We start from the raw sequence: 21,705 nt of genomic DNA, 5'->3' as shown, positions 1-21,705 counted from the left end.
CGACGGAACAAGTAAGGTAGGCTCTACTCATCAAACGATGAGCAATCCACGTATATCAGCATGAGAACCGACGACATTACTTGCTTCATCTATGCGGTAACACTATCCCAAAATGAACAAAGGCTCTGAAATGAGGGAGCAGAAACTTCTACGTTTTTAATTGACAGTGGGGGTCATATCAACGCCTTGCTAAGGTGTGAGCAACGCAATACCTTAGCCTCCGCATAATACCTTAAACACATAAACCGACGCATAGTAAAAATGCCACGCGTTGCGAATCACTCTTAAGCAACTTGTTATGTGTATGCCCAAAACAATAAAGGTGATAACGCAAAAAATACGCACCCGAACAGAAAAAAGTAAAAGCACAGCAAAAAAATTATTTCTGAAATCGTTTTTCCAACTTTCGCGGCCGATTCTCCTGCATCTGATGCAGCTATTCTTACAGCAACAGGGCCGGTTAGGATGATTTTCTTTCTTGAAAAAAACTTAGCCGAAACGATTCCCAAAACAAATATCAAGTAGATACTAAATGCTGGAGCAACCAATAGCTCGTTTAAAGAAGCGATAACAGATGCAATAAATGCAAATAAGATCATTGAAGCGAATGATATCGCCCAGATACCAAATATTGAGAATTTGCCAAAGTAAGCAAACTTCTCAGCCAACAACTTGGGAAGGTAGTACATAATAATCCTCTTTTACACATAACGCCGCATTAAGTGGTGAGCAACGCGACCACCCAAGCCTAAACCTTGCCACATTTAGCACTTAAGCTGACCTAGTCTGAAAGCGCCAAGCGTTGAGAATCCGTCTTAAATGCTTTGTTAAGTTTTGGCTTTAGAAATGCTGCGCAGGATGATATCCGCTTTCAGCACAATTAATTCGGTTCTACGACTGATTTTACCGACGATACTAACAAACCTTGGATACCAACGCCTTGATGTGGCGGTGACACTAAATAGTATTGCAACAACAATTACCAGAGGTATTGTAATCGGTAAAATAGCAAGCCCGAATATAAACTTAATCCCGTCCCCAAAACCCAACAGTACCTTGCCTAAAGTTAACCTTTGATCAAACTTGAAATTTCTCGTTATCACTTCTGTTAAAAGGTTAGTACCTATAGCCGCTGTAACAAAAGGAAATATGAATAAAAAGAGAGTACTTTTCTGGTCAAAGTCGTCAAACACTTCTTTAGACATTCGTTGAGATTCCACCCACCCCCCCGCTATCGATTTTATATTTTCTATGTACATGACAGCACCAGCAGACAAAACAATAAGTACTAAGCCAACCAAAAATACTGTCAGAGCATATGGGTTTTCTCCTGAAACCAATGATGCAATACCCATAGCTAAAAAAAGAAACATAACCCCGAATATAAGTTGCATCTCCAATGAAAACATGAAATCTAATTGCATTACTGAATACTACCTCTTAAAAACTTAACGCCGCATTAAGGTGTGAGCGGCGCTTGGCTATACTTGAGCGAAGCGAAACTGCCAAGCGTTGCGAATCACTCTTAAATGCTTTGTTATACGATTTTTACTTTGTACCCACTGCGACCATTTTTGAATTAAATACTGTCATCCCGTTGTCTTGAGGAGCCTCAGGAAAATGTCTTGGTGGGTAACTATCAAAGTTAATAGTTAGCTGTGAAGACTCATCAATAGACAGATCCCGAATTGGCAATAGCTTACCAAGGTTCAAGTTGATATCTTTTGGTTGATTCCAAGTCACCCAAAACGCAAATGGAAAGAATTTAAGTAAGTCGCCAACTATTGGTGTTGCTGCGCCAAGTTTGCTTCCAAACGCTCGGGCAATACGAATATCATTGAAAGGATAAAACCAGTAGTAAATCTCCAGTTCATCGGGTAAAGGGGATGTTTCGTCAAAGAAGTAATTGGCCATAACCTGATACATCGGTGCATGCGGTGTATCTTGCTGAACTATGTCTACAGCATTACCAGCCAAAATATGGCCAATAACTGACCTTGCTAATCTTTGAGGCTTGATAAAGTAGGTTTTACATGGCGGTAGCGATAAGTTTCCGTTGGAAACAGACTCGGCCAAGAGTTTAACTTCGTTGAACAAATCTGCCAGAGCAGGATCGTATTTTTGTCCTAACCAATCATTGTTACAACTCGAACACGTTGTGCGATAGTTCAAGCCCCCTTGAGAGGTGGTCGTGTACCTTTTGTCATATTCACCATAGCTAGTTAATGATCGGACGACAACTTTACTCACATTCCCGCAGCTTGCAGGTGGAACATGCTCTCGAGTGAGTTTAGCTGGCTTTCTGCAAATAGCGCAGTAGCCCTCTTTCGGCCCCCACGTACTGATTCTTTTGGACAAATGATCCGAATATTTTCCCATTATTCCTCTACTTTCGACTAATCGTATAACGCCCTGTTAAGGTGTGAGCAACGCAATACCGATGCCACCGCATACCACCTTAAACACTAAACGCAACCCATAGCAAAAATGCCAAGCGTTGCGAATCACTCTTGAACAGTTTGTTAGGTGTTCAGTCCCCAATGACTAATTGATTTGGCTTGTTGCCCAAAAACTCTACCCCAACAACCGCTTCCAACTCACTTTCGGTATCAAAATAAACAGCCCATTCAAGCGTTGAATTTAAAAACACATTTGGATTAGAAAACGTTTTTGCTTCCATCCCATAGCTTTCTCGGTTTTGTTCGATATAGCCGTAACATTCTTTAATTGTTTCCAACCATGAGGCAGATATTCGCTTAATGGCTTCTACATCCTCGTCGATGACATGTTCTTTCTCTATATAAATAGTTGCACCGTTTAAATTGATGGGCTCAATTTCCCAATAGCCCTCTCGCTTTATTAGAGTCCCAATACCTTTTATTTCCACATGTTTCTCCATGACACCTAACGCCGCGTTAAGGTGCGAGTAACGCAATACAGAAGCCTCTGCAATGCACCGTAATCACTTAACCCAACGCATATCAAAAATGCCACGCGTTGTGAGTCGCTCTTGAACGCTTTGTTATGTGTATTTATACATTTCTATATCTTTACCGTGCTGAAAATAGCCCCAAATTCTAACACCACACTCTGTGAGAGATATTTTAGCATTTTGCTTTTTACATATAGCAATGACCTTATCCCTATGATCTAGAACTTCTGGCTCCAGCAAAAGGCCTCTTGAATGAGAGATACGAGCGTCAATATCAATAAAATGTATCGCTCGAAAGTTTCCCCTTATTTGTGCCAGTTCACTGGTATATTGATAACTAGAGTCACTTTCCGGCCATGTTGACCCATCAATGTAGGTAACTCGGTAGCTTAGTAGCTCATCGATACCGCTCAACGCTGCAAGTAAATTGTTCCACTTAGTGTTATTCATAACACCAAAAAGACCATTACTATCAACTAGTTTAATGATATTTGACTTTAAATCTAAACGCATAAACCCCCAATACACATAACGCCGCGTTAAGGCGTGACGAAATGCTTGCTATACTGTGAGCGGAGCGAATCCGGCAAGCGTTGAGGAATCGCTCTTGAACGCTTTGTTATGAGTTTTGTTTATGGAAACTACCTTTGCTAAAACTAATAGTGCTCCTCTACCGAGCGAGCGATGTAAAAGTCAACCGGATTCCCATTGCTAGGAGCAATATCATAGGTTAAATATCCAGTGTCAAACTCTCGTTTATAAAACCCAACATACTTCGTCTCGTCAGAGTAGATCTCACCAACAACAATCACTTTACTCTGGTCGTGTTTGGTAATACCCAAGTCAACAAAGTCATCAACGATCCCCTGCTCACGAGCCAATTCTGAGTTAAATGCTAATAAGTGTAATAGCATTCCGATTCTCAAATTTACGCGAGGTTTCCGATTTTCTTTGTTCATCAGCGAATTGTTCATAACTAGGCTTAGTACAATTTCATCAGTAGCTTCTAGGTATGAGAATCCGCTCAAACATACGGCTAAACTTAACGTTGAGCAGTCATCCACATACTGACCCACATCCTCAATTTCTAATGGCTCAAGATTTATTTTCGCATAACCATATTGTGGTGAAAGAACTGAAAACAAAAGAAGCACATAATGCCACGAACAGGTAAAAAACGCACATTTAGCGTTTATACGTAAAGGTAACTCTGCAGCTATCGCAGATTGATTAACCATAGAAGGTTTCATAGATTCCTCAATACTCATAACGCCGCATTAAGGTGTGAGCAACGCTATCACGAAACTTGACCATACCACCGTAAACACAAAACCCAACGATGGAATAAAAAATGCCATGCGTTGGGAATCACTCTTAAATGCTTGTTATGCATATTCCCACTTATCACCTAGAAAATCGCCCTTGGCATTCCATGCAAGGAAATTACTTTGTAGTTTAGAGAACCCATTAAACAAACCGCCCAGTCGATTCAGATCTCTAGGTTCAAGTTGTATACAAAACTCTGATATGTGTTTATAGGGTAGAGGAGAATTATTGCAGAACCTAATTTGAAGAGCACATTGCCCTCGTGGGCTCACCACAAATGCCCTCAGACGAAAATAATGCGCAAAGTCATCCTCTTCCCTTTCCGAACCTATTTCATACAGAAAAACGTCTTTTGGATGACGAGGGAAAGCCTCTAGACCTTTAGCGATTTTCAGTAGGTCAGAGGCATTATTATATAGTTCAAATCTTGTGCTCTGCATACCATTTGAAACGTCCCACAATAGTTGCAGATGATATGGTTCTTCATAAGGAACTCTTTCTATTTTTACGCAATATTCCATTTTTTGCCCTTATATGCATAACGCTTAAGTATTTATCCGTTGTCGTAGCACAATGGATAAATACCTGTTGGACTTGGCTGCTTCTATCTATGGAATTTGCTTTTTAGGACTGACTTGCGTTCCACTCTTATCATTAAGACCGGTACCCCGTCAGCCGTCCATTTTCCACTTCTAGCCGCCAATTTATCTACAGCGACTATACCCGTTGCATAATCTTTTTAAAAGCGAACAATGCCCCTCTCTCGCCATAACACAACGATAATTTTATTCATTATAATCAGACAACTAGGTCAGTTGGTACTCTGAAACGACTATCCTAGGTCTAATATTGATGCACACGAGTACCATGCTGTTGCTATGGCAGTTCGGACAACAAGGTTTCTCTTTCAGCACTTCCGATTTCTCTGCGGGTCGCTTTCGTAAGCTTTGCCTAATTTCCGCTATCGCTTTTACCCGTACAGCATTAGCTAAAAAGCCATAGTAGCGTATTCGCATTAGCCCTTTAGGCAACACATGTAAAAGTAAGCGTCGAAGTAACTCGCCCGCATTACAACACATTCTTTGCGTCCCATTGGTTCGGTAGTCTTTGTAACTCATCGTGATACGGCCATCCACGTTATAACTTAATTGGTTGGGATTTAACCCGATACGATTGCAATACCGAGATAGATAACCCACTACCGCTGTAGGCTCGTGGAGTACAGGTTTACTGTACACAACCCATCTCTTACTAGCGGCTTCCTCTAATAAATTACTGTGCGTTGCTATCAACTCGCTTACTCGACATAACATCTCTTTCTTAAAGCGAACGGATAAGGCTTTAACCGGAAGCAGGTAACTCTCTTTTCTTGTCGGTTGCCATTGCCGATCTTTTGTAAGCACCCCACTCGGTAGTAGGCAATGAATATGAGTATGTTGACTCAGATTTCTTCCCCAAGTGTGAAGAACCATTAATGCTCCAAGTTGACCGACAAGGTGATGCCGCTCATTAGCAAACGCGCATAATGTTGCCCACACGGAATGAAACAAGCATTGATAAACCACCTTAGGATGCGCTTTAACCAGAGCATTGAACTCGTGCGGTAAGGTAAAAACCATATGATGATAGGCCACGGGTAAAATATCTTGGTTTCGCTTTGTTAACCATTGCTGCCTCATCTGCTCTTGGCAATTGGGGCAATGGCGGTCTCGACAAGAGCAGTACCAACGCGTTTCATGACCGCATTGCTGACAACGCCAGTCGTAACTGCCCATACGCTCTGTTCGGCAGTCTCTTAAATGATGGAGTACTTGCCACTGCCTCGGTGTGACTTTGCTTTTATCAAGCTCTTCTAAGCCTTGGGTTAATACGGCTTGGTAAGGAGATAATGCGTTCATTCGCTCTCCTCCCATAGTTGAGCAACTAAGTCGAACTTACTTCCGTCCGAGCTTTCGTTGTGATGACCTATCCAATGGGTGTACCTCAATGTCGTTTTAATATTCGAATGCCCAAGGTAACGCTGCAGAACATTCAAAGGCATGCCCGATTCAAGCTGATGAGTTGCATAGGCGTGTCTCAGGGCGTGTATTCCCCCTAATTTTCTGACGTTAGCCTCAACTTTTGCTGCTTTGAAGCACTTCTGCAAAGAGCTAATACCCAATGGCTTTTCGGGCTCTAGGCTGGGAAACAGCACTACGGTGGGATGATAATGACACCAGTAATTTCGAAGATGATTCAGTTGGCTATCACCCAGTGGAACAAAGCGATCTTTTTTGCCTTTACCACAATGAATGTGCAGCCGTTTCGCCGTACCATCAATGTCTTTCACGTACAAACCCACGACCTCACTGACACGTAGGCCACATCCATAACACATTTCAAGTGCGGTCTGATATTTAAGACTTCGACAATGACTAATGATACTTCTTATTTCCTCGCGATTAAGCAGCTCCGGTATTTTACTGGCGCGTTTAATCGGGGGAACCAGTCGCTCTTCAAATTCTCTATTCAAAACGGCACGATAAAAGAACAAGATGGCATTCAAAGCTTGAGCACAAGTACTACTACTTAAGTTCCGCTCTGTGGTGAGCGTACGTAAATACGCACTAATCTGTTGATCGGTAAGTAAATCGGGGGACAGATCGTAAGTAGTAGATAGATCTTTAACCCAACGTAAATAGCTTGCATGGGTTTTCGGAGAAAAACGGCGAACCGCCATTTCATCGATAAGTTGTTGTCTTAATGGGGTCATGATGTATTCCTTAATCTATGGATACATCATAAGTTTGGTCTATCGGATAAGGGAGAGGAAAGTCCTCCGCGAAGCGGCTTAGTTCAACAGCTATATTAGACAGAAAAATTCTGCACTTAAATACAGAATTATTCTGTCTAGTATCTCAATGACGTAAACGATACCCCGTTTTTATGAAAACTAACAGTAACTTAAGCACTACAGCTCCCTTCCTACATCCCAAAATACAGAATTTTTCTATATAGCATGAATTGATGTGCCAAACTGAAACCTATGTATGCATAACCAGTTAAAGTTTAATGAAAAAATCACCATTTCTATCGTATATACAAGAATATATGCTTGGACGGCACTATGCCCTTCGTACAACGGAGGCGTACATTTATTGGATTCACCAATACATTCTTTATCATGATAAAAAGCACCCAAAGAGCTTAACTTCTAGACATGTAGAGGATTTCCTAACGCATCTGGTAGTTAACAGAAAGTCAGCGAGGAAAACGCAAAGTCTGGCTCTCAATGCGTTAGTCTTTTTATACAAAGAAATTATTCAAGAACCCATAGAACTTGATATGCAGTTTCGACGCTCAGATAAATCACGAAAACTGCCAACAGTCATGACTCCAGAAGAGATTGGAAGGCTATTCAATCACTGTTCACCTAACTACAAATTACCTTATCAATTAATGTATGGATCAGGGTTGCGTTTAATGGAGTGTCTACGCTTACGTATACAAGATATCGATTATGCATATAAATCTGTACGTGTATGGCAAGGGAAAGGAGGTAAAAACCGCATAGTGACAATAGCGCCAGAGCTTTTCCCCGCCATCAAACAACAGCAACAGAAATCCGCGAGTTACTATCATCAAGACATGAATGACACAGTTTTTTCTGGTGTATACATACCTGAAGCTCTCGCTAGAAAATACCCAAGCGCAGAAAGGAACCTAAATTGGCAATTCCTCTTTCCTTCCGGTCGTTTGTCGCCAGATTTACAAACAGGCGAGCTACGTAGACACCATATTCACCCAACAGCGCTTCAAAAACACATTAAGGTAGCAGGCCAAAAAGCCAACATTGAGAAAAACATCTCGTGTCATACTTTAAGGCACTCATTCGCTACGCACCTTCTTCAAAGCGGAGCAGATATCAGAACCGTTCAAGAACAACTTGGGCACACCGATTTGAAGACAACGCAAATCTATACTCACATCATTGATAGAGGCGCCAATGGCGTTGTTAGCCCATTATCAAGAATATTCGTAAAATAACGATAAATGAAATTCGGATTCCGAATTCTGAAATGACTTCATAATCACGAAACAGGGCACTATCACCTGCTCTTAAGGCTGAGGCCTCTAGTCACTCCAAAAGCTCAATAACAATTTATGTGTGTGTTTTTTTCTGCAGCAATGGCTACGTATCACCTCTTATTGTTGCGCCACCATTACCTATTTACAACTTTCATGGCGCTCACAACGCCCTAACACGCACAATAACGGGATGCCTAACAAACACATTATTAAACAGCGAGTTGCAGGTTTCCCACTCTCTACTTCGAGCTTTCGAAAAGAGATATTTCACAATTTTCATCAATAACAGTGTTCGAAAAAGAACATATGTCTCAAAAACATACACACCATCAATATGAATAAGACTGCATGTTAAACTGCTTTTATAAAAAAGCAGGAATAAAGCATGATTACTAAGGATAGAGATTCAAAAATCGACAACAGTCTTCAACAGAAAGCTGGCGCAAAAGTAGAGCAAGACGTCGCGTTTTACTTACGCAGAGAGTTTGGAGATGCAAATGACATTTTCATTATCAATGACCTACGCATACAGTTTAAAAATGAAACTGCTCAGATCGATCACTTAGTCCTTTATAACAAAGGATTTATCATTATTGAGTCGAAATCAATTCGTGGTGAGGTTAAGGTCAACAATCAACTCGAATGGAGCCGAACCGTAAGAGGGAATTGGACAGGAATGCCCTCGCCTATCGAGCAAGCTAAGTTGCAAACCAAACTATTGAAAGCACTGTTAAATGACAACGCTAAGTCGTTGCTAGATCGAATTGCGTTTGTACAAGCTTACTTTGGTGGTCGCTGTTGGGATCAACTCTGTGCCGCGTCCAACGACGCGCTAATCGATCGAACTTCTATCCCTAAAGATATATCGAAGAAGCTCATTAAAGCCGAATCTATTGGTAGCTGCGTTAAGGGTCTCATCAAAAAGCACCGCGTAGGTTCAATACTAAATCCGAATCCTACGTTTAATCGTGATGAACTGTACCGCCTGGTTCACTTTCTAAACGAACAACATGTGCCTACGTCTTCTCCGGCTCCCAAAGTACATATCGCAGAATTGAGCGAAACTGAAAAGGTAGACTTGATTCCAGCTCAAGAAACAATTGAAGAGGCCAAAGTTCCACAAATAAGGCATGGTTTTAATTGTAAGAAGTGTCAAAGCCCTCAGACCGAGCCGAGGTATGGAAAGTATGGGTATTACGTCTACTGCCCACAATGTAAGGTGAACACTGCAATGCGTATTAGTTGCCATTCTTGCCAATCTAATTCAGCTAAAGTCAGTAAGAAAAAGAACACGTACTCAATTGCATGCTCTTGTGGTGAAGGAACTCAAGTCGTATTTCCATAACCCAATTATTCGGAATCCGAATTACAACGCAATTTAAAGCGATACGGATTCAAATTCGGATTCCGAATTCCTCCAAAACTAAACAACTAACACAAATCACTTCTGGCCACTTTTCGGCATCACCTCAACAGGTGGTACTTGGTGCCAAATAATGTCACTTGTACCTGTATAGATTTTTGTCGTTTTAGCGTTCGCATGTGCCATTCGCTCGGTAGCACTCTGCCCTTGCTGTTCAATCATTCGAGCAGCCAACCCTCGAATTTCATGATAGGTCGGCCTCAGCGATTTCTTTAGGTGGCTATAAAGCCCTAAAGAGTCTCGAACCTTACTGAACTCTTTACTTATATTGTGGTGATGGACTTGGTAAAGATGGTCGGTCTCTTTTGAAATGCCACGTTGCTGCTGTTTGGGTTTACGATGAACGATATAAGGACAAATCAGTCTCGATGTTTTAGAAAGATCGACAATGTCTTTAATCGTCTGAGTGACAGGAATGGCGACAGTGGAAGCATCAGACTTTTTTACCTTTTCTCGATGAACATAAAGCATTCCATACACTGCATGCCCATCCACATACTCCACCTCTTTGTCAGGGTTCCAAAGAATCCCACAAACGCCTTCCCGTGGTTTGTATATCCGATAACGAAGCCTATAGATCTCTCTCACAGCATGAGTCGTCTCAAGTGTTAAGCTCATTGCGACCTTAAGAAACAGTGGCGCTGCATCGTAGACCTTTTGGTAGTGTTCGATATCTAGGTCGTGGCGAGCTTTGGTGTAATCCTCTCTGGTTAATCGACGCTGTTTTTTATTGAGAACAAAATTACTCTCAATAGCACTTTCATCGGCAAGGTAGGAAAATACCTTTTTAAGATTACTGATCTTATTGTTGAGCTGACGATTACTTAACTCTGAATAGTATTTCGAAAGGAACTCATTGATGTGCTGTAACTTGATCGATTTGGTTGGCAACCGCCCCATGAACTCATCAAGGCGGTAACAGTCCCTTTCCAAATTTCGATAAACGTCTTTGGAAAGCCGTTCTTCTTTCTTCACACGAGACAACACTAATGGAAGCCACTCTTTTAAAGGCCGATTAAATTTGTCCTTACGGCCTTTGGAGACAGCTTTGCGAAATGGGGTCATCTCAGAAAGGGAAAACGCGCTTCCTAACTCAGGACGATATTGCAAGTTGTAAACATGCGCAGCTTGTATCGCTTCTTGCTCTACAGTCCCGATAGGAAATAGCTTCTTCACACCATCCACGGTCGTAAACCGAAATCGAGATTGCCCCCTATGGCTCATTTTCACCAAGAATGGAGGGTAATGAGCCGTTTCTTTGCTTCTAGCTCTACCAACCATTTATGACTCCAAGAATCTTAGAAGTTCACTCACCCTGTCTGCTGGGTTCCCTATCTCGTCGTCAACACAGACTAAATATCGGCCCGTTGGCGTTCTAGTGCCCTCGAGCTTGCCATGTTTAATCCAGTTTATGATGGTGGTATTGCATATCCCTGAATCAGGGTAAAACTCATCAATAAATTGTCTAGGTCTGATTTTACGCGTCGCCATGTCGTTCTCCTTACCTTTCTCACTACATGAAAATTAAGATTTTTCATCTACTGGTAGAAAAACTATGCACGATTTTTTCAGTGACATTCTATTTGCGCAGCAATTAACGAAAAGGATTCCCGAAGCGTAAAACGATTCAACGAATCGATTTCAAGCCCACTTTAGGGTGGACTAATACAGTAGTACCGAGTTGCTAATTTATTGATTTTATTTGACTATTTCATTGGCCTTTTTAAGCGTTTTTTAGGCCAATTAGAGCTTAACCACCAGCTCTAAATACATGAAATTCATATAAATCAATATCATACAGCTAAGATTACTACCAACATCGGGGTTTCACCGTTTTTGAGCCCTCAAAAACGTCGTAAAGCCTCTTAACACCACAGCTCTAAAGAAACATCCCCACTCGCTCCACTTCTTTCAAAGCGACACCATCGGCAGTGATGCCGGCAGACGCTGTATTCAATGGATACCACTCAATGCTATCGGCTTCTTGTGCGGTTATCTTCCCTGTCCATTGGCTCACAACAAAGTAATGAATCAACTGTAGCTCTGATGTTGGGTGATAGAGTGAACATAAGAAGGTGTAATGAGTTGGAGTAACGTTGAGCTCTTCTTTGAGCTCACGAAACAAAGCCTGCACCTGATTCTCACCGTGCTCAATATGACCACCTGGAATGGTAATTACGCCGGGATCCGTCTCCTTAGACTCACTGCGCTTTTCCAGCAATACTTGTGATTCGCTGAGCAAGATAAAAGAAACACACTCGTGTACATCCATCTGATTTTCCTAAAACCGTTACAACGGTAGTTAAGTTTGCTGTTCTAGCTTGTGTTAATCCTTAATTTACAACAAGCTTTTTGCTTAGCCTTTCATACAATTCAAAAGCCTCTGTTTTAGATATCAAGTTTCCAAGAGCATATTGATACGCCAACTCAATATCGTCGCTTTGATTTGGATAATAGCGCTTGGCTACTGAGGCACACTGGCTCAGGTCTGTGTACCAACTTCCGTCTTTCTCAGCAACAAAATAATACGCTGCTCGCACTAACTTCTTGCCAATCACCTTAGCGATATCCCCGTCAGCCATTGTTTTAAAACTCAGGCTCATTTGCTCAAGAAAAGTAGGCAAGTCGCCATTGAGAGCTTGGGCGATTTCAATACTGGGCTTATATAGCGGGAACTCTGTAGATAAATCCTTACCCCAAATACAACAGCAACAGTGCTTGAGCCAAAAGTGCCAGTGATACTTTTCTGTGGGTTGCAGAACATCGCGCAGGAAGCCGGGATCGATATCAAGCTTACTGACTTGGGGATATGCTTCAGGAATGGTGTCAGAGAGATGCTTAAATACTCGCCTCTCTTTTGGGCCAATAGGCGTAGTCAGTACGATAGAAACATCCAAATCTGAACGACCAACAATGGCCGTTCCTCTTGGTACACTTCCATACAAGTAGATGCCATAAATTTGCTCCGGAAGTTCACTTAACAACGAATCAATAAAAGCATTCACGACACCTTGAAATTCAGGAGCAATGTTCTTAGGTGAGTATAGGTTTTCGATAAACCCGTCTTTATCGAGGCCTCTAGTTTGATTCAGCATGCCACTTTCCAGCTATATTAAGATCCGTTTCACAGCCCGATATAGTACATAGAACAATGCCACTCTCTTTTGATTTTGCACTGATCACGCGTTCTCCTTGCGAATTCCAAACCGAACTCTTACCACACGTTCCCCAGCCTCCCGTCAAAGATATATGGTTACTCAGTAATACTGGTATACCGTGTTCCGACGCAATTCCAGCTAAGATTTTAGAATCCGGATCAAAGCCATTCTCAGAGATTAAAGCGCTCGCTAAATAGATATCAGCGCCTAGATGTTTGGCTCGTTGGGAGTGATCCGCCTCTATGAAGTCAGCACATATTGCTAGCGCGATTTTATGCCCATTCACATCAAATATATAATCAACATCGCCAGCGGAGCAGTAGTTGCCCTCTCCATCATGCAGGTGCTGTTTAGAGTAGAACTCGACTCTGCCGTCGGGAAAACAAACAACGGCGCCTATGGTGGGGTGGGATAAGTCTGGAACTCGCAGGGGACAACCAGCCACAATAATCGTCTCACTTTGAACCGAAGCTCGGGAGAGTTCTTCAAAGTTTGATGGCTCAAGAGACAACGCAAGTTCTTCCGCCAAATCAAGCTCATAGCCGGTTAGTGATAGCTCGGGGAAAACAACCACATCCGCATTGTACTTTGACGATTGCTCTATCATTTTTAGATGTTGCTTAAGGTTTTCTCTCCAGTTGCCTCTTACGACAGGAATTTGGGCCAAACTGATAGTGACACTCATTTCAAACTTCTCCCAAAAACAAATTTACCGTTTCGACCATACTCACTACAACAAACTCCTTGTCTATCTAAATTCAATATTGAAGTGAGATATCCGGCTCTTAAGTTATTTCTCGATTGGGTTTTATAAAATAAGGCCATGTAAATCACAACATTTATGATTGGTTTATAAAATCACCTCTGAAATATAGTAATTTCCTTTGGTAATAGTCACTTATGGTGCATACTTTCCGCCTTCAAAAGAGGTGCATAATGAAAAAGAGCGGTTTTACAATTATTGAGCTTGTTGTCGTTATTGTGATTCTTGGAATAATCGCCGTTACGGCAGCGCCCAGATTCCTGAATGTGAGTACAGATTCGCATATTGCAGCCGTAAAAGGTACTGGCGCTGCTTTCAAAGCAGGTGTCGATCTTGCCTACTCAAAAAATTTGACCTTAAACGGTGGCGGTCCATCTACGAACATCCCTATCTATGATGACTCTGCCACTGGCCAGCTTGACTTCAATGAATGGGGATACCCAGTACAGCAATGGCCTTACGCAGAAGATTTTCCAAGGTTGGATAATCCGGAAGACTGTATTTCGGTATGGGGAGCTCTCCTGCTTGATCCACCAAGCGTTTCTAGCTTCAACTCACCGACTGATACTGACTACATCGCTGAGTACATCCACACCGACCAATGCCGTTATCATTATCGAGTCGTACCGGGGATATCGATTTACTACAACTCGATGAATGGCGATGTCACCGTGGATGACGAACCAGACAGCTAAGCTCTAGTTTAATACTCAACGTGTTGGTACACACAAATAAACTTAGAGAATGCCACGCATCTATATTCAACCATCCCAGAAATTAAGATAAGCACGTTTTGGCATAAACCAGCGTGCTGTCTAACTCTCCAGAAGGTAAACACCTAGCATTAGCTAGACATGCTTCTTGCTTGTAGCCACATCGCTTCGCCACTGCTTGACTTTTCAAATTCGTTGCTGCCATTTTGATTTCAACCCGCTTTGCCCTTTTATTAAGGAAGGCAAACTCTTCGACGAGTTGAATGGCCTCGCTCACATAACCAAATCCAGTTTTCGAAGTTTGTAACCAATAACCGACTTCAAAACAAGGTACAGAATCGTCGCGGATAATAAAACCAATGGCGCCAATGAACGCCTCAGTGTTCTTTTCAATAATATTGAACCAAAACTCCCCCATAAAATTAGAGAAATTACTGGCGGCCTCTTGAGTATTGAGTTCAAGTTGTTGCCGAGTTAAGGATTCAGAAACCCAAGGCAGGAATTCGGACAACTCAGCCATACATTCCTGAACAACGTTAAACATTTCATCAGTATAGATTAATGAAGGAGGCGTTAATTTAAGTCGTTCACTTTCCATTACTCTCACCTTCCCACTCTGAGCGAAGCATCGCTAATACAACGGTATCCCACCACTTATTTTTGAAGAATCGGTGCTCTTTAAAGCAAGCTTCTTGTCTCATTCCAAGTGACTTGCACAGCCTTATCGCCGCTAGATTCTCACCAATGGTTTCTGCATAAATTCGATGACCCCCTAACTCTGAAAACCCAAAACCAGCCAGAGCTTTGGCCGCTGCTATGGGTAGCCCTTTCCCCTGAATTTCTCTCGCAAAAGCGCAGCCCATTGAAGCTTGCTGGTTATCTTCAAGGCGTAAACACACGGTTCCGATAAACTTCCCTGACTCTTTACTTTCAACAGCTAATTGATAGGACTGACGAGGATCTTCCTCAGCCTGTTCAACAAACGATTGGGTGAGTTGATAGTATTTACTAGGCTCACAATCAGTCTCATCATAGAAGCGCTGATATTTTGCGTCCTGTGACATAGCCACAAACGCGCTTTGATCCTCAAACGTCATGTCTCTTAGAACCAACCTGGCAGTGTCTATTTTGAACATAAAAATTCCTTTTTATCTGTCCCCTAAACTGCATTGCGTTACTGACAGTCAAGCCAATAACGAGCAACTGGGCCAGGAAAGACTTTACCAAAAACTATTTTTTCAAACTTACCCCCATTTGCCTCAATGACTTTTCGTGAAGATATATTGTCTTCGTCTGCGGTAATCAAAGCGTGTTTAATACCCAGAGAGCTCGCTTTTGGAATAGCGAATTTGAGCATTGCCTTGCCGTAGCCAGAACCTCTCTTTGAGGGAGCAATATCGTAGCCAATGTGCCCCGCTTCAAGTGACAGAAACTCATTATCGATGCGATGACGAACACGAATGGCGCCGAGTATCTCTCCTTCATCATTTACCAACCAATAATGATTACATGGCACATAACCATCGGGTAAGTTAACGCCTCTAGCCTCATCATTTAAGCATTCAATATAACGAGAAAAATCAAGAACACCGTCTTTGTAATAATCAGAGTTATCGATGTCTTGCTCCAAGAAGTCTTGGTAGTACACCTTAAAAGCGGACTCAAATTCTTTTGAGGGCGATACTAGTTTCATTGTTATCTATTCCTCTTAAGATAAAATTAAAGGATCTTTCTAATAAGCACGATGAATCTGATAGGTTCCAATCGGACTGCAGGTAAGTTTGAGCTCATCAAACCCATTTACGATCAAATCTGCTGATTTTAATTCTTCTCTGGTATGGCTGGTTAATAGAGCGATCGTGAAACATCCTGCCTTCTTGGCCGATAGTACGCCAGATGGTGAATCTTCAACTGCAACGCAATCTTCTGGTTTTGCGCCTAAAGCTTCTGCGGCTTTAAGGAAAGGATCCGGTGCTGGCTTACCTCGTACCACATCTTCGGCACAAATCATGACCTTTGGCAACGTAAAACCGGAGGCTTCCAAGCTTGTTGTTGCGACCGCTCTAGGTCCACTCGTTGCGATTGACCAGCAATCCGGGCCTAATTTTGATAAAAAATCATGAGAATTTGGTATAGCCTTGGCGCGCTTCATCTCTTGGGTCGCAATAGTTTTGACTTTATTGACCTCAGTGACATTGGAGAATTCCATGCCAATACAGCTCAGTGTCTCTTCGATTTTTCGCCCGTGTATATACTCACTCATGGTTTCAAAACGAACACCAACAGTCTTGCACCATTTTTTCCAAATATTGTCGATAACCACTTGGGTATCAACCAGTGTTGCATCGACATCAAAAATAAACTTCTTACATTCAACCATGAACTCTACAACCTATAAAAATACTCAATTTACTCAAGCTCATTAATGATGTCGCACGCACTAATAGATTTACGTAGCTTGATTCAAAAAATTAGTGCGCCCGAACGTGGTGTGATGAGTGTCTTTCAACTCAGCATTAGAGTCCACATTTAGAACTAAAAAATGCCAAGCCATAAGATTCAACCAATCTATTAACGACCACTACTCTAGGCGCTTTACTACGTCATAAAGTTCCAGTAGTTGCCTACCATCACTAGGCATCCCTTCATAGGCACCAAACGCACTAGGGTAATAGATAGGCAATGCTGTCATCACAAACTGAGCCAATGAAAAATAGACACCAAAGTTAATGACGTAAGAAACGATGTAAGGGAGTTGATTGCTATTAATAAAATACAAAGATAGACACAGGAGTAATGAGGTAAGTGGCCCCATAACTAGAGACCATGCTTGCAAGGATTTACTGCCCTGCTGAGTTATTGAGGCAAAGCCAACATTCATTGAAAAGCTTGAAATTGAAAGTGTGAGATTGCCAATTTGAACAACCTTGGCCTTTTCGCTATTCCCGAGGGTCACCTCGGCTTTGTGACCCGCAATAAGCTGAGGGATTGCATGCCCCAATTCATGCAATAAGGTGGCGATAGGCATCACAAACAAAAAGCCTATCGCTAATCCAATCAAACTATTCAATCTCAATCTCCCTATTTAGAACGATAGCCACTGATAGAAAGAGGTAAATGGTTGGTAGAAAACCTACTGCCGCTTATATTGTGTTGGGCAATAACCTCTCGACACTTCAGAGCTACGAAGTTTTACATGTTTTGTCGCACGACCTGCGACGCGAGCGCGCCACAATTTGAAGCTACCCGGCTTCATATGGCTGCGCATAAAACGAATTACCTGTGATTCATTTAAACCAAATTGGTGTTCTATTGCCTCAAATGGCGTTCGGTCTTCCCACGCCATTTCAATAATTCTTGATTCATTCTCTTTAGATAATTTCATTGTCTACTCATCCTTTAAAATCTGAGTAGAAGTACGCTCACTCTCACTTTTTAGATCAGGGTGTTACTACTGAATCGATAAGGAATCATCAAACAAAAAACAGATATTTGTCGCTATCCTCTCTCCAGCCACTCGCTACGCAGCACCCCATACTTCAACGAGTCATAATACTCGCCTTGGTAATATCGCACCTTTCTCAGCCTCGCCTCTTGCTGGAAACCTAGCTTCAAAGCGAGAGACATCATGCGCGGGTTACCTGACCAAGTCGTTAGCCCCACACGCTCAATTTGTTTGTTTTCGAATAAGTAAGTAATCCAGAGCGGAAGTGCTAATGCTGCGATCCCCTTCCCCCAATAATCAGAGTTATAAATGACTACGCCAGCTTCGAGCCAACGTGTCTCTTCACACTCCCAGTAGCAACTCACGGTTCCAACAGGTACACCGTCGACGACCACCAGCTGCAGGTCATCGCCCTCAAGCAGTCGTTTAAACGAATGCGCTTCAAAACTTTCTAATGACGGATGAGAATACGAAAAATAAGGGCCATTAAACTTAGTCCACTCATCGTTTGAGATAACCAAAGCATAAATGGTAGCCAATTCGCTCGGCATTGCTGGTCTTATCGTTATGTCCATTCACTTTCCTTATCCTGTTTTCAAACGCCATCGTACTATTTGATTATTCTCGGCATTAGCTCGACTAATTTTTGTTGGAGTCTATTAGCTTTAAATGAGTATTTGCGAACTCTCTAAGCACTCTCGCATTATTGTGATGCGCGTTATCTCCACATTGCTGTCCGTTCACTCTAATTTCAGGGCTAGAGTAGGCAGGAATAATATCACGCTCATAAGACATTACAGTGCCTCTCTCTGCACATGTAGCACCGAATGAATATGCGGGCGCTTTCGGGTACCTGTCAGCGATAAAATGTTCGATAGTCGCGTAATCTTTTAACACCTCTTTATAGTCATGGTTAGCACCGCTCAAATGACCAATTTCATGTTCCATTGTCGAGTCTGGGCAATTTATAGCCAAAAAGAAAAAACGAGAGACCTGAGATGCGATACCACAATATCGAGACTCGAAAGCAGAATGATAATTAGAAAACACAACACCTGTGAAAACAGGACGACCGTCCTCTGTGATTTCTTCAATTGGCTCTTTCATTGATAATTTGAGTAGCCTCTCTGCCGCACTCAAATCTTGAAACCAAAGGCTATCGATAGCAGGTGTATAAGTAATTTGGGTTACCTTTCTCCTCATAGGAATACATGAGTTTTTCAAAACTAGGTTGGAGTAACTTTCCCATGTGGCAACTTTACTAGCGATAAACGCCTTCGAGTATTCCAACAACATAGACTCGTCAATGTAAAGGTGAACCTCGGTGTTCAACACTTCACCTTCAACACAAGCAGGGAACTCAATAGTGTCGGCATTAGTGTAAAGGCTGAAGCCGAGAAAAATGACACCCAAGGCTACTCGCATTTGCTTCATATCGTTTTTAATAAGTCCTTCCTTTCCAAAAATAAAAAGCTCGCCAATGATGACGAGCCTTGTTTAGGGTTGAACCATGCTAACTGCGAGGTCGCACTTAGCTTACAACTTGTTCTCGCAAATTCACTTCGACACTTTTTAAGATCTTAAACTCTTCACGAGTACAACCTCGAGCTACAGATACCCAGTGATCACCAGTTTCGTCTGATCCTTTAAACTCTGCACGAAGCTCGTATTTTCGCCACGAAACAAAAGCCAAAATAAAGGTCAGAGCGAGCATAGGTAACCCAAACTGAGGTACGAACGCCCAAGTTGCTGCAGATAGCATCAAGGCCAATGAAATGACGTTGATTGCGTTTTCTTTGATGCCCAGTTGTCGAGTTTCTAGCTGTTTGATTTTACGTAAACTATAAACATCTTTCTTGACTCGAAGTTCATCAGAACTCACTAGAAAGTCAGATATTTTGTATGGTCTACGCAGCCTCAATAAATTCGCTAACCTATTGCATGTTGGGTTCTTATTCATCGCCTTTCTCCATGTTATTAAAGGTTAGTAAAAACTAATATAATCATGAAGTTATCGGTGAATGCTTATTTTATAAATCAAGAGAATGTAAAAAGCAAGAATATGAAATTAATAACACTTATAACAACACTGCTTTGGCATGCGAGATTTCAATAAAAAGGTTCATTAAAAACTCTACATATCATAAATCGATGTACTTTAGTTAAGCTGGATATAGACCAACAATGATTCCAATCACCGACCTAACATACTAAACGGCGAGTATGATTCCCCCTGTTTTGTAACCACTTATTTCAACGCGATTATTACAAAAAATTTAGTTCTCGATTAATGCTGAACTGTGGTCACATAACACTCTACTTATCATAACTAACGCAATCGCACTCCCACTTACCCATTGTATTTTTGAATATCAAAATCATTCAATTGAACACATCAATACAGCTTATCTATTAGGCAATTGATCTCATAGAAAAGAGGCTGTACGCTTAAAAAATACACACGGTTACCTAATATGGAGATAACGATGAACGAACTACTGACATGCGCAATGGAACAGAAACAACGGACAACGGTAACAAGTTTATTTGCAAGGAATGGATTTAAAATCGCGGCTACTGACTTTGATGATGTAACTTTCGAACGTGAAAGTGTGTTGGTCAATGTTCGATTTGATGCCTCTTCAAACGTTGAATCTATTTCGGTAGTGAACAATTAAGTACTGACTTTAACCTCTTATATGGTGAATACATCCCAATATCATTCACCATTTAAGAGATGAGCGTTGCACCCTCCCTACATTACATCGACTTTCTCCGCGCATCCCTCAATTGTTGATAACAAAAGTTACATTTATCAAACTACCTAACCAGTACGATAAGCATTACTTATTACAAATATTCAAAATGCTACTTAGCCAATGATTCAGTTCACAAATATTATGTTCTCACCAAAGGAAAGGCGCCGATGAGCAATCGAAAAATAAAGCTTATCAACCTATTAGGATGCTTTTAATAAGAGTAGAGAGTAAATTCACAATGAAAAAATCAGCTTTATTTGTCGCATTGGTCGCAGTATTACTTAGCGGTTGCAACAGTTCAGATAGTTCAGACACCACTGGAGGTACAGCACCTCACAACCCGGGTAATCCAATATTGCCGCCTGGTGGGGGCGATGGTTCAGGAGATGATCAAACCAATCCAGACGAAGACACTGGCTTAAATCCACCTCAAACTGACTTGATCGCCGAAGCAGCAAAACGCTGGGGAACGACTTACGATCAAATGTACAATGCATGCCAATTATGGACATGTAACCTTGCAGATCTGCAAGAGAGAATCACTTTTACGATTGAGCGTGAAACACTATTGCTGGAAGGCACCAGTAAAGTAACCTTCACTCTTTCTCACAACAACGCAGATTTATGGCCTACTTACGTGTTTTACAGCGATTTAATTGGAAATACCGATATCGAAATTGAGCACGTTTCATCGACTTTTCATCATGTAGACACAGAAAAGGTAATCATTGAAGACTCAACGTTGCTAGGCTGGAAAACTGGATTTGATAGCTGGGCAACTCAAAGTCCACGCGATTGTGTTGAAGCCTACTGCGCTGAATTCAAGACGTCTTGGTTAGAAACCGGCACCTATTCTAGTGCAATGGCGGTATATCGTGAGAATGGGGAGGTAATCAAAACTCAACGTGGCTACCTTGCTCAAGATGAATTACAAGTGCTGTTCCCAATATTTGATCCAACATTTCCAGAGCAATATTAATTAACCATAACACGGTGTAAACGATAAAACGGAGGGGCCAACGATAACTTAGCCCCTTCATTTTCATCTTACTTTAAATCGTTTCGCGCCCACCAATAATTAGCAATTCCGTGAGCTTGGCTTATATTTATTAGTACCT

The 21,705-nt window shown here is 41.8% G+C and carries 28 protein-coding genes; 5 read left to right on the top strand and 23 right to left on the bottom strand.

From position 1 onward, the window contains the following. Positions 1-296 precede the first annotated feature (296 nt). The 9 genes from CWO08_RS10175 to CWO08_RS10130 form a co-directional block, all read right to left on the bottom strand. Entirely contained in the window at positions 297-689 is a 393-nt protein-coding gene (locus tag CWO08_RS10175; RefSeq protein WP_108020379.1) for a hypothetical protein, read from the bottom strand. A 138-nt stretch (positions 690-827) separates the two neighbouring features. Then, a complete protein-coding gene (locus CWO08_RS10170) occupies positions 828-1,424 on the bottom strand; it encodes a hypothetical protein (RefSeq protein WP_046224727.1) in 597 nt (198 codons plus the stop codon). A gap of 124 nt (positions 1,425-1,548) precedes the next feature. Then, positions 1,549-2,379, bottom strand: coding sequence for a hypothetical protein (locus tag CWO08_RS10165; protein WP_108020378.1), 831 nt, complete (start codon positions 2,377-2,379; stop codon positions 1,549-1,551). A 151-nt stretch (positions 2,380-2,530) separates the two neighbouring features. Further along, positions 2,531-2,887 (bottom strand): hypothetical protein, encoded by a 357-nt coding sequence (locus CWO08_RS10155; protein ID WP_146161758.1) that lies wholly within the window; start codon positions 2,885-2,887, stop codon positions 2,531-2,533. Positions 2,888-3,022: 135 nt separating this feature from the next. Next, complete coding sequence (locus tag CWO08_RS10150; RefSeq protein WP_181360044.1) at positions 3,023-3,445, bottom strand: DUF6678 family protein; 423 nt, start codon at positions 3,443-3,445, stop codon at positions 3,023-3,025. Between the two features lie 143 nt (positions 3,446-3,588). Further along, the gene (locus tag CWO08_RS10145; RefSeq protein ID WP_108020375.1) at positions 3,589-4,182 is read right to left on the bottom strand and encodes a hypothetical protein; all 594 of its coding nucleotides are present in this window, start codon (positions 4,180-4,182) and stop codon (positions 3,589-3,591) included. 135 nt (positions 4,183-4,317) lie between these two features. After that, entirely contained in the window at positions 4,318-4,779 is a 462-nt protein-coding gene (locus CWO08_RS10140) for a hypothetical protein (protein WP_017105999.1), read from the bottom strand. Positions 4,780-5,064: 285 nt separating this feature from the next. Continuing rightward, on the bottom strand, positions 5,065-6,156 hold the full coding sequence (locus CWO08_RS10135) for a transposase (RefSeq protein ID WP_108020374.1): 1,092 nt from the start codon (positions 6,154-6,156) through the stop codon (positions 5,065-5,067). Next, a complete protein-coding gene (locus CWO08_RS10130; RefSeq protein ID WP_108020373.1) occupies positions 6,153-7,010 on the bottom strand; it encodes a tyrosine-type recombinase/integrase in 858 nt (285 codons plus the stop codon). Before CWO08_RS10130 ends, CWO08_RS10135 begins: the two co-directional genes overlap by 4 nt. A gap of 299 nt (positions 7,011-7,309) precedes the next feature. On the opposite strand from CWO08_RS10130, the gene CWO08_RS10125 reads away from it, so the two are divergent. Both CWO08_RS10125 and CWO08_RS10120 read left to right on the top strand, forming a co-directional pair. Beyond that, complete coding sequence (locus CWO08_RS10125) at positions 7,310-8,284, top strand: integron integrase (RefSeq protein ID WP_017106002.1); 975 nt, start codon at positions 7,310-7,312, stop codon at positions 8,282-8,284. A gap of 427 nt (positions 8,285-8,711) precedes the next feature. Beyond that, positions 8,712-9,671: a nuclease-related domain-containing protein gene (locus CWO08_RS10120; RefSeq protein WP_017106003.1), complete on the top strand. Its 960-nt coding sequence runs from the start codon at positions 8,712-8,714 to the stop codon at positions 9,669-9,671. A 96-nt stretch (positions 9,672-9,767) separates the two neighbouring features. Here CWO08_RS10120 and CWO08_RS10115 read toward each other — a convergent pair whose 3' ends face one another. The 5 genes from CWO08_RS10115 to CWO08_RS10095 all read right to left on the bottom strand — a co-directional run bounded on the left by CWO08_RS10115 (position 9,768) and on the right by CWO08_RS10095 (position 13,592). Further along, a complete protein-coding gene (locus CWO08_RS10115; protein WP_052879911.1) occupies positions 9,768-11,030 on the bottom strand; it encodes an integrase in 1,263 nt (420 codons plus the stop codon). After that, positions 11,031-11,240, bottom strand: a complete 210-nt coding sequence (locus CWO08_RS10110; RefSeq protein ID WP_010434910.1) for a hypothetical protein — start codon at positions 11,238-11,240, stop codon at positions 11,031-11,033. A 388-nt stretch (positions 11,241-11,628) separates the two neighbouring features. Further along, complete coding sequence (locus tag CWO08_RS10105) at positions 11,629-12,021, bottom strand: NUDIX hydrolase (protein ID WP_102431636.1); 393 nt, start codon at positions 12,019-12,021, stop codon at positions 11,629-11,631. 61 nt (positions 12,022-12,082) lie between these two features. Next, a complete protein-coding gene (locus tag CWO08_RS10100; RefSeq protein WP_102478306.1) occupies positions 12,083-12,844 on the bottom strand; it encodes a nucleotidyltransferase domain-containing protein in 762 nt (253 codons plus the stop codon). Beyond that, complete coding sequence (locus tag CWO08_RS10095) at positions 12,828-13,592, bottom strand: carbon-nitrogen hydrolase family protein (protein WP_102478305.1); 765 nt, start codon at positions 13,590-13,592, stop codon at positions 12,828-12,830. Before CWO08_RS10095 ends, CWO08_RS10100 begins: the two co-directional genes overlap by 17 nt. A gap of 251 nt (positions 13,593-13,843) precedes the next feature. Here CWO08_RS10095 and CWO08_RS10090 point away from each other — a divergent pair, with 251 nt between their 5' ends. Continuing rightward, positions 13,844-14,365, top strand: coding sequence for a prepilin-type N-terminal cleavage/methylation domain-containing protein (locus tag CWO08_RS10090; RefSeq protein ID WP_102478304.1), 522 nt, complete (start codon positions 13,844-13,846; stop codon positions 14,363-14,365). A gap of 82 nt (positions 14,366-14,447) precedes the next feature. On the opposite strand, the gene CWO08_RS10085 is transcribed toward CWO08_RS10090, so the two are convergent. From CWO08_RS10085 to CWO08_RS10045, 9 genes are all read right to left on the bottom strand, one after another. After that, positions 14,448-14,981, bottom strand: a complete 534-nt coding sequence (locus tag CWO08_RS10085; RefSeq protein ID WP_102478303.1) for a GNAT family N-acetyltransferase — start codon at positions 14,979-14,981, stop codon at positions 14,448-14,450. Then, positions 14,971-15,519 carry a GNAT family N-acetyltransferase gene (locus CWO08_RS10080; protein WP_108020372.1) on the bottom strand — a complete coding sequence of 183 codons (549 nt, stop codon included), beginning with the start codon at positions 15,517-15,519 and terminating at the stop codon, positions 14,971-14,973. Before CWO08_RS10080 ends, CWO08_RS10085 begins: the two co-directional genes overlap by 11 nt. A 38-nt stretch (positions 15,520-15,557) precedes the next feature. Continuing rightward, a complete protein-coding gene (locus tag CWO08_RS10075) occupies positions 15,558-16,076 on the bottom strand; it encodes a GNAT family N-acetyltransferase (RefSeq protein ID WP_107898783.1) in 519 nt (172 codons plus the stop codon). Positions 16,077-16,115: 39 nt separating this feature from the next. Further along, positions 16,116-16,763: an HAD-IA family hydrolase gene (locus CWO08_RS10070; RefSeq protein WP_102478301.1), complete on the bottom strand. Its 648-nt coding sequence runs from the start codon at positions 16,761-16,763 to the stop codon at positions 16,116-16,118. Positions 16,764-16,964: 201 nt separating this feature from the next. Then, on the bottom strand, positions 16,965-17,453 hold the full coding sequence (locus tag CWO08_RS10065; protein WP_102478300.1) for a hypothetical protein: 489 nt from the start codon (positions 17,451-17,453) through the stop codon (positions 16,965-16,967). 63 nt (positions 17,454-17,516) lie between these two features. After that, positions 17,517-17,768, bottom strand: a complete 252-nt coding sequence (locus CWO08_RS10060) for a TIGR03643 family protein (protein WP_063522405.1) — start codon at positions 17,766-17,768, stop codon at positions 17,517-17,519. 113 nt (positions 17,769-17,881) lie between these two features. Further along, a complete protein-coding gene (locus CWO08_RS10055) occupies positions 17,882-18,403 on the bottom strand; it encodes a GNAT family N-acetyltransferase (RefSeq protein ID WP_102441929.1) in 522 nt (173 codons plus the stop codon). Positions 18,404-18,467: 64 nt separating this feature from the next. Continuing rightward, the gene (locus CWO08_RS10050; RefSeq protein WP_102431641.1) at positions 18,468-19,253 is read right to left on the bottom strand and encodes a hypothetical protein; all 786 of its coding nucleotides are present in this window, start codon (positions 19,251-19,253) and stop codon (positions 18,468-18,470) included. Between the two features lie 106 nt (positions 19,254-19,359). Continuing rightward, on the bottom strand, positions 19,360-19,788 hold the full coding sequence (locus CWO08_RS10045) for a hypothetical protein (protein WP_102431628.1): 429 nt from the start codon (positions 19,786-19,788) through the stop codon (positions 19,360-19,362). A 526-nt stretch (positions 19,789-20,314) separates the two neighbouring features. On the opposite strand from CWO08_RS10045, the gene CWO08_RS10040 reads away from it, so the two are divergent. Next, complete coding sequence (locus CWO08_RS10040) at positions 20,315-20,506, top strand: hypothetical protein (protein WP_240698015.1); 192 nt, start codon at positions 20,315-20,317, stop codon at positions 20,504-20,506. 319 nt (positions 20,507-20,825) lie between these two features. Further along, positions 20,826-21,566 (top strand): hypothetical protein, encoded by a 741-nt coding sequence (locus CWO08_RS10035; protein ID WP_102478574.1) that lies wholly within the window; start codon positions 20,826-20,828, stop codon positions 21,564-21,566. Positions 21,567-21,705 lie beyond the last annotated feature (139 nt).

The organism is Vibrio sp. 10N.286.48.B8, assembly GCF_003050085.1.
Classification (GTDB): domain Bacteria; phylum Pseudomonadota; class Gammaproteobacteria; order Enterobacterales; family Vibrionaceae; genus Vibrio; species Vibrio crassostreae.
Note: the sequence above shows the minus strand (reverse complement) of the source record. Positions and strands in the feature narration are given on the sequence as shown.

Coding starts and splice junctions, on each gene's coding strand:
- CWO08_RS10115 (WP_052879911.1), bottom strand. CDS start 11,030: ATGGTTGGTAGAGCTAGAAGCAAAGAAACGGCTCATTACCCTCCATTC.
- CWO08_RS10040 (WP_240698015.1), top strand. CDS start 20,315: ATGAACGAACTACTGACATGCGCAATGGAACAGAAACAACGGACAACG.
- CWO08_RS10085 (WP_102478303.1), bottom strand. CDS start 14,981: ATGGAAAGTGAACGACTTAAATTAACGCCTCCTTCATTAATCTATACT.
- CWO08_RS10145 (WP_108020375.1), bottom strand. CDS start 4,182: ATGAAACCTTCTATGGTTAATCAATCTGCGATAGCTGCAGAGTTACCT.
- CWO08_RS10080 (WP_108020372.1), bottom strand. CDS start 15,519: ATGTTCAAAATAGACACTGCCAGGTTGGTTCTAAGAGACATGACGTTT.
- CWO08_RS10095 (WP_102478305.1), bottom strand. CDS start 13,592: ATGAGTGTCACTATCAGTTTGGCCCAAATTCCTGTCGTAAGAGGCAAC.
- CWO08_RS10135 (WP_108020374.1), bottom strand. CDS start 6,156: ATGAACGCATTATCTCCTTACCAAGCCGTATTAACCCAAGGCTTAGAA.
- CWO08_RS10170 (WP_046224727.1), bottom strand. CDS start 1,424: ATGCAATTAGATTTCATGTTTTCATTGGAGATGCAACTTATATTCGGG.
- CWO08_RS10130 (WP_108020373.1), bottom strand. CDS start 7,010: ATGACCCCATTAAGACAACAACTTATCGATGAAATGGCGGTTCGCCGT.
- CWO08_RS10075 (WP_107898783.1), bottom strand. CDS start 16,076: ATGAAACTAGTATCGCCCTCAAAAGAATTTGAGTCCGCTTTTAAGGTG.
- CWO08_RS10165 (WP_108020378.1), bottom strand. CDS start 2,379: ATGGGAAAATATTCGGATCATTTGTCCAAAAGAATCAGTACGTGGGGG.
- CWO08_RS10140 (WP_017105999.1), bottom strand. CDS start 4,779: ATGGAATATTGCGTAAAAATAGAAAGAGTTCCTTATGAAGAACCATAT.
- CWO08_RS10070 (WP_102478301.1), bottom strand. CDS start 16,763: ATGGTTGAATGTAAGAAGTTTATTTTTGATGTCGATGCAACACTGGTT.
- CWO08_RS10175 (WP_108020379.1), bottom strand. CDS start 689: ATGTACTACCTTCCCAAGTTGTTGGCTGAGAAGTTTGCTTACTTTGGC.
- CWO08_RS10105 (WP_102431636.1), bottom strand. CDS start 12,021: ATGGATGTACACGAGTGTGTTTCTTTTATCTTGCTCAGCGAATCACAA.
- CWO08_RS10100 (WP_102478306.1), bottom strand. CDS start 12,844: ATGCTGAATCAAACTAGAGGCCTCGATAAAGACGGGTTTATCGAAAAC.
- CWO08_RS10090 (WP_102478304.1), top strand. CDS start 13,844: ATGAAAAAGAGCGGTTTTACAATTATTGAGCTTGTTGTCGTTATTGTG.
- CWO08_RS10120 (WP_017106003.1), top strand. CDS start 8,712: ATGATTACTAAGGATAGAGATTCAAAAATCGACAACAGTCTTCAACAG.
- CWO08_RS10035 (WP_102478574.1), top strand. CDS start 20,826: ATGAAAAAATCAGCTTTATTTGTCGCATTGGTCGCAGTATTACTTAGC.
- CWO08_RS10150 (WP_181360044.1), bottom strand. CDS start 3,445: ATGCGTTTAGATTTAAAGTCAAATATCATTAAACTAGTTGATAGTAAT.
- CWO08_RS10125 (WP_017106002.1), top strand. CDS start 7,310: ATGAAAAAATCACCATTTCTATCGTATATACAAGAATATATGCTTGGA.
- CWO08_RS10050 (WP_102431641.1), bottom strand. CDS start 19,253: ATGCGAGTAGCCTTGGGTGTCATTTTTCTCGGCTTCAGCCTTTACACT.
- CWO08_RS10110 (WP_010434910.1), bottom strand. CDS start 11,240: ATGGCGACGCGTAAAATCAGACCTAGACAATTTATTGATGAGTTTTAC.
- CWO08_RS10060 (WP_063522405.1), bottom strand. CDS start 17,768: ATGAAATTATCTAAAGAGAATGAATCAAGAATTATTGAAATGGCGTGG.
- CWO08_RS10055 (WP_102441929.1), bottom strand. CDS start 18,403: ATGGACATAACGATAAGACCAGCAATGCCGAGCGAATTGGCTACCATT.
- CWO08_RS10045 (WP_102431628.1), bottom strand. CDS start 19,788: ATGAATAAGAACCCAACATGCAATAGGTTAGCGAATTTATTGAGGCTG.